Here is a 6,299-nt window from a genome sequence, read left to right as displayed (position 1 = left end):
CGTATACGTGGCAGTTGCCGACACCGGTTTCGATGGTCGGCACCTGGGAATCGCGGACGACGGCGTCGATCAGGCCGGCTCCGCCGCGCGGGATCACCACGTCGACAAGCCCGCGGGCCTGGATTAGATGTGTGACCGAGGAGCGGTCGGCCGCAGTGATCAGTTGCACGGCGTCGGCGGGCAGGTCCTCGGTGACCAACGCGTTCCGCAACACCGAGACCAATGACTCGTTGGAGTGCGCTGCCGACGAGCTACCGCGCAACAGGGCGGCATTGCCGGACTTCAGCGCCAACCCGAACGCGTCGACGGTGACGTTCGGCCGGCCCTCGTAGACAATGCCGACAACGCCGAGCGGGACGCGCTGCTGACGCAACGCCAGGCCGTTGGGCAGGGTGTAGCCGCGCAGCACCTCGCCGACCGGGTCGGGCAGGCCGGCGACCTGGCGCAGGCCGGCGGCAATCCCTTCGATGCGGGTCGGGTCCAGCGCCAGCCGGTCGACCATGGAATTCGGGGTGTCGACCGCTCGCGCGGCGCGCAGGTCTTCGGCGTTCGCCGCCAGTATCTTCTCGGTGTTCGCCACAATCGCCGCCGCTGCGACCTGGAGGGCCTGATCCTTGGCGACGGTGGGCAAGGAGGCCAGTACGCGAGCCGCGACCCGGGCCCGGCGCGCCGCGTCGTGCACCTGCTGGCGCACATCGGGGGCCGAGAACGCATGCACACTCATTAACCCAGGGTATCGAGCTTCCTACCGCCCGGTTGACACGACCCTAGGCTGAGCATCCCTGTTCCCGCGTGTCGGCAGTGCGCTCAGCTAGCCTCTGCCGTGGGCGCCGGGCATAATCGCACGAGGTATTCGAGCTGGCCCGGCCAATTGGCCGACCGGAATGCCTGCAGCAGAGCAAATCCCGGCCGGTTCACCTGCTTAAAGTGTTAGCTGGTCCGCATCGACAACCGAATCGAGCATCCATTGGTCCGCCGCCGTATTACCCATCTCTTGGGCGCAGCCGCGGGTGGGCTGCTGGTTGCCACGTTCCTGTCCACAAGCTTCGCCCACGCCGACACCTACGAGATCCTTCCGGCGCCGAATTCCCCCGAAGAGATCACCGGATTTTTCGGCTTGCCCACGACGCCTCCCGCGGTCGCTAACAGCCTCCAGGGACAACAGGTATTCGAGCTCTTTGACAAGACAACCGGCCAGGCAGTCGGAACATTCGAAGCTGACGAAAGCACCAACTCGTCCTTGTACGGCGCCGCCAACCAGTTACTGCTCGTCACCAAGGATCTGACCGGCACCGTGGGCACCGCCACCGGGGACACTCCGCCGGTCGGCTCGGTAATCAACATCGCCGACTACGGAAATGGCTACGAGCGGATTTACTCCGACCTCACCTCGCCCGACGGCGACGTGATCACCCACAATTTGATTTTCCCGTCCGGGACCTACACATTTCCGGCCCTTTTCGATGCGGCCTTGGGTCTTGGCGACAACACGGTGGACACCACCCCCGTGCAGCTCGCCAACGGCTACTACTTGGCCCCCGCCGCCGGGGTTTCGGAAAACATCACCGCAGTGACCGGGTTGCCGCCCGCTGACATCGCCGTCCAGGGAGATCAGCTATTCAACGTTTATGACGCGGCCACCGATCAACCGCTGGGCGCCTTCCAAGGCTTGGTAACCAACACGTCGGACCTCGCATTCAATTACACCCAGGAAATCCTGGTCACCCAGGACATCTCGGGCACCGTGGGTAGTGCCGCCGGCGACACACCGCCGGTCGACTCGCTTTACAACGTTTTCTACTTCTTCGGCGACGGTTCGGTCTACAACATCTATTCGGTCACTCCTTCGGAGTCGGGCAACATCATCTCGGATACCTTGGTGACCCCGCACCACGAGTTCACGATCCCCATCCCGTTCGACGCGACCTCGGCGCTGACCGTCAACTCGATCACGCTCCCGTGGAACGGCGAGTCCATCATTCCGGTAGGCAACGAGTTGATCTCCGGAGTCAACGGCGTCCCGCCGGTGAACTCAGAGGTCCAGGGATACCAGCTATTCGACCTCAACGACGCGGCCGGCCACTCGCTCGGGACGTTCAACGCCGACGTGTCCACGACGACCGGATTTTGGGGCAGTTACAGCGAGGCACTTCTGGTCACGGCCGCATCGGGTCCCACAGGTATCGACCCGGGCGATCTACCGCCGATCGGCTCGGAGTTCGACGTGATGATCTACCCGAATGGCATTGAAACCATCTACTCCGACCTCGTCTCGACGACCGGCCCGAACGTGATCACGGAGACCTTGGTGACGCCCTGGGGTGACTTCACCATTCCCACCACCACGGACCTTGCCGCACACATCGCCGACAGCACGTTCTTCATACCCCACTTGCTCGCTGAGCTGACGCCCAACCTTTTCTGACTCCAAATCGCCTCAGCCGGAAGCACTTACGACCCGAGGCTCCTGACGTCCCGTCGCCGATCCTCGATGATGCGGCCCAGCTCCTGAAGCAGCAGTGGGGTCCGCAGCACGAGATCTTCGATGTGCTCGCGATCGATCTCCAGCGCGGTCACCTCTTCGAGGGCGTATGCGTCGGACAGACTTGGTTGGCGGGTGAGGGTGGTCAGCCCAATGAACGAACCTTCGTCCAGCAGACTGAGTGGGATGACCGAGCCGTCGTCGGCGGTCGTGGTCAGGCGGATACTGCCCTTGACCAAAAACGTCATGGCCGTTGGCACTTCGCCGACGTATTGCACAACTTCGTCGGCTCCGTATCGAACTATTCTCGCGTGCGGGACAAGTGACTGCTGATCGGTGACGCTCAACCGCAGCGCGGGTGCGACGATGGTGCGCATCGCCATTTGCACTCGCGCCGGTGTGGAGAAATCATCGGTGGCGCCGTCCAGGTGCAACTCGTCGCGACGTGCTGCATACCAGATCCAGCGCAGGAACGTCGCTTTCGCGGCGCCGTCATCGGCAGGCGACTTCAGCGCGATGCTGACCTGATACTCGCCGGCGCCGCTTGCGGTGGCCGTCGGCGCGATCTCGGTCTTGCGTTGCGGCAGTGCACTCGCGACCCGGACCAGCAGCCGTCGCACCCGATCGGGTGAGTCGGCCACCGAGAATGTCGTGATGATCGACAGCTTGTGCGCACCGGGCGGACGACTCAGATTCGTGAACGAGGTGGCTGCCAGCACCGAGTTCGGCGTGATCTGCAATCCGTGGCCGGTCTGGATGTGGACAGCACGCCAGTTCGCTTCCACGATGCGTCCGCGCGCCGCCGGGGTGTCAAGCCAGTCGCCAATCCGGAACGGCTGCTCGAACAACATGAACAAGCCGGACACGATCTGACCGACGGAGTTCTGCAGCATGAGGCCGATAACGACCGACGTCACACCCAGCGCGGTGAACAAGCCGCCTACCCGCACGCCCCAGACGTAGGAGAAGATGAACGTAAGACCGACCGCAATCAGCAAAAACCTTGTGACGTCGCGGAATATCGTCGGCACCCGCTTGCGCCACGATCCCTCCGCCGCGCTCTCGAACACCGTGGCGTTCAGGCCGGACAACAGCAGGAGCAGCACCACGAAGCCGAATACCGTTGCCAGCACCCGCACCGAGTTGAACTGGGCGGGGACCCGCGCCACCTTGATCAAGAGCAACAGCAGCGCTGCCAACGGCACGATGTAATTGCGCAGCAGGTTGACCGGCCCGGCTAACGTGCTGTGCCGACGCGACAGGAAGTTGTGCCATTCAGTAAGGCAGATCAATACGAGGGGCAGTCCGAGGGCCAACCCGCCGGCCCAGTACAACCACAACGGATCCACCGCGTTCATTTGCGCTCCGCTAATCGCCAGATCGGCTGTTCCGAACCGTCGACGACGAGGTTTCCGGCCGGGGTGAACTGGCGGATGTCGCGCAGCACCTCGTACACATCGGTGGTGACGTAGATTCCGGAACCCGATGTACCGCTGCGCATCTGGTGGGCCAAATTCACTGCCGCGCCCCACATGTCGTAGATGACGCTGGATCTGCCGACCAGTCCGCTGATCACGTTGCCCGTGTTGACGCCGGCCCGAATACTGAGGTGGTAGCCCCTTCCGGTGTTGAACCGTTCGATGACGCGCAGCATCTCCAAGGCGAAATCGATGGTTCGGGGCACGCTGTCCAGCCGTGGGACGTTCAGTCCACAGCTGGCGAGGTAGCCGTTGTGCACGGTGCGAATCGGCTCGACGCCAAGGGCTTCGGCCGCCGAATCAAGCTCGCGCATCAGCTCGTCGACAATCCCGACCAACTCATCGCCGGACAGCACATTCGACATCTCATCGAGGCCGATGATGTCGGCGAAGATGACCGTCACGTCCTGATGCTCCTGGGCGATGGTCTGCTCACCATCACGGTAGCGCTGCGCTACGGACTCGGGCATCAGCGACAACAGCAATCGGTCGTTTTCATTGCGCTGTTCGGTGAGCAAGCCATCCTTGATCTTGAGATTCCGACTCATCTCGTTGAAAGCACTGGTGAGATCGCCGATCTCGTCTCGGGTCGTGACCGGAATCGTGACGTCGTAGTTGCCGGCGCTGATCTCTTCCGCGCCGGTCCGCAGCCGCCGGATGGGCCCGACGAAGGCCTGGGCAATCAGCATCGAGAGCACGCATATCACGAACACCATCGCCGCAGTTGTCACGATCAGTGTTCGGGTGAATGACTCTATGCGGGAATAGGCTTCGGAGCTGTCCCGCGTTGCCAGGATCGACCAACGCAATTCCGAATTGGGTATCGACACCGGGGCGTAGGCCGCGAGCTCGCGGTCTCCGAGGTAACCGTGGTCGACGATCGTTCCGGTCCGGCCGCGCTGCGCGGCATGGAAAGCTTCGGTATCGACTGGCTGCACCAGCGTCGTGCCGTGCCAGCGGATCGCCTTGGCGGCGATATCGGGTGGGGTGCCCGCGGCCACGGCGTCGCGTTCGTATTTCTTGGGCTCTTGCAAAAACAACCGCGAATCGGAACGCATCAACCCGTCCGGTCCCGCTAGGTATGTCTCCGCTGTATCGCCCATGCCGGCCGCTTTCCAGTTCTGGTCGGCAGTCATTATTCGGTTGATCTTCGAGATTGGCAGCGGCAGTGCGAGCACTCCGTTCGTCTTGCCTCCCGTGTTGATCGGCGACACCAGCCACGCGATGGGCACCCCGCCGGCAGGCTGGAACGGCTCGAAATCGGTGATCCACACAAAGTCAACCGAGTCGGCATTCATCGCTTTTTCGTAAGCGCCACGGAGGTTGGACTCGCGATACGGACCGGTCAGGATGTTGGTGCCCAAAGCGGGGCCCTTGTTCACGCTGTAAACCAGGTTGCCCCGAGTGTCGAGCAGCATGGCATCCCGGTATTCGAAGCGGGTGGCAATCTCGCGAAAGTACTTGTGGAATCGGACATTTGCGGCAGACCATGCGCTGCCGTCACCTGGGTCCTCGGGGGCGTTAGAGTCGTGTGCCGGAAGGGTGTAGCGGACCTGAAGATATTTCTGCGCGTTGTTATTGGGCATCAGCGCCCTCAGGTCGAGCTTCATGCCCGTAGTCTTCTGGATCGGCTTGATCAGCTTGTTGGTGTAATAGGTCTCCAATGCCTGTAGTTCGCCGGGATCGACTGGTGCGTCGCCCAATTGGTCGAATCCTGCGCTGAATGCCTGCACCGCCTCGTCCGCGGTTGTGCCGCGACTGTAAACCGCCAGTGAGTTCGCAAGGTCGCCGAACAACATTTCGATCGCCCGCCGCTGCCCCTCACGTAGCTGAATCATTCGTTCGGCAGCGACCGGGAGGAGTTTGCTACGGCCATCGAAGTACTCGACGACGCCGATAACCGCCAGTGACGCCAGGCTGGACACCAACAGCATCAACATGATTTTGGATTGGAGACTCAACCGCGACAGGTGTCGCGGACGACGCCGCCTGGCTGGCGCGGGCGACGCCGTTTGAACCGGTTCCGGATCAGATGAGCTCTGCACCGTCAATCGGCTTTCCTTTCGCTGACGGGCCGCAAAAGCCCAGATCACGCAGCAGCGTAACGCGAATGATGTAGTGAAATCGGATTTGCCGAAAACCGTTATCAACACGTCGTTTGTATATCCGAGTGCGACTCCATAACGTCGGCGGAATGACGCGAGTATGCGTGGTGGGCAGCGTGAATATGGACATCGGGTTCGATGTCGACGACTTACCGGGCCCGGGCGAGACGGCGTTGGCAGCGTCGGTGCGCTCGACGCCGGGCGGCAAGGGCGCCAATCAGGCGGTGGCGGCGG

At 62.5% G+C, this 6,299-nt stretch carries 5 protein-coding genes; 2 read left to right on the top strand and 3 right to left on the bottom strand.

Annotation, left to right across the window (positions count from 1 at the left end; all coding sequences use genetic code 11):
- Positions 1–724: glutamate-5-semialdehyde dehydrogenase (locus WAO18_RS19840; RefSeq protein WP_422207939.1), on the bottom strand; the 724-nt coding region annotated here is incomplete at its 3' end.
- A gap of 270 nt (positions 725–994) precedes the next feature.
- Between WAO18_RS19840 and WAO18_RS19835 the strand changes: the two genes are divergently transcribed.
- Positions 995–2,425, top strand: a complete 1,431-nt coding sequence (locus WAO18_RS19835; protein WP_422207938.1) for a hypothetical protein — start codon at positions 995–997, stop codon at positions 2,423–2,425.
- A gap of 26 nt (positions 2,426–2,451) precedes the next feature.
- On the opposite strand, the gene WAO18_RS19830 is transcribed toward WAO18_RS19835, so the two are convergent.
- Positions 2,452–3,840, bottom strand: a complete 1,389-nt coding sequence (locus tag WAO18_RS19830) for a mechanosensitive ion channel domain-containing protein (RefSeq protein ID WP_422207937.1) — start codon at positions 3,838–3,840, stop codon at positions 2,452–2,454.
- Entirely contained in the window at positions 3,837–6,011 is a 2,175-nt protein-coding gene (locus WAO18_RS19825) for an adenylate/guanylate cyclase domain-containing protein (RefSeq protein ID WP_422207936.1), read from the bottom strand. Before WAO18_RS19825 ends, WAO18_RS19830 begins: the two co-directional genes overlap by 4 nt.
- Positions 6,012–6,154: 143 nt before the next feature.
- Here WAO18_RS19825 and WAO18_RS19820 point away from each other — a divergent pair.
- Positions 6,155–6,299 (top strand): PfkB family carbohydrate kinase (locus tag WAO18_RS19820; protein ID WP_422207940.1); only part of this gene is annotated, 145 nt, incomplete at its 3' end.

It is taken from the genome of Mycobacterium sp., assembly GCF_049278535.1.
Lineage (GTDB): Bacteria > Actinomycetota > Actinomycetes > Mycobacteriales > Mycobacteriaceae > Mycobacterium.
This window is presented reverse-complemented; position numbering and strand designations above follow the sequence as displayed.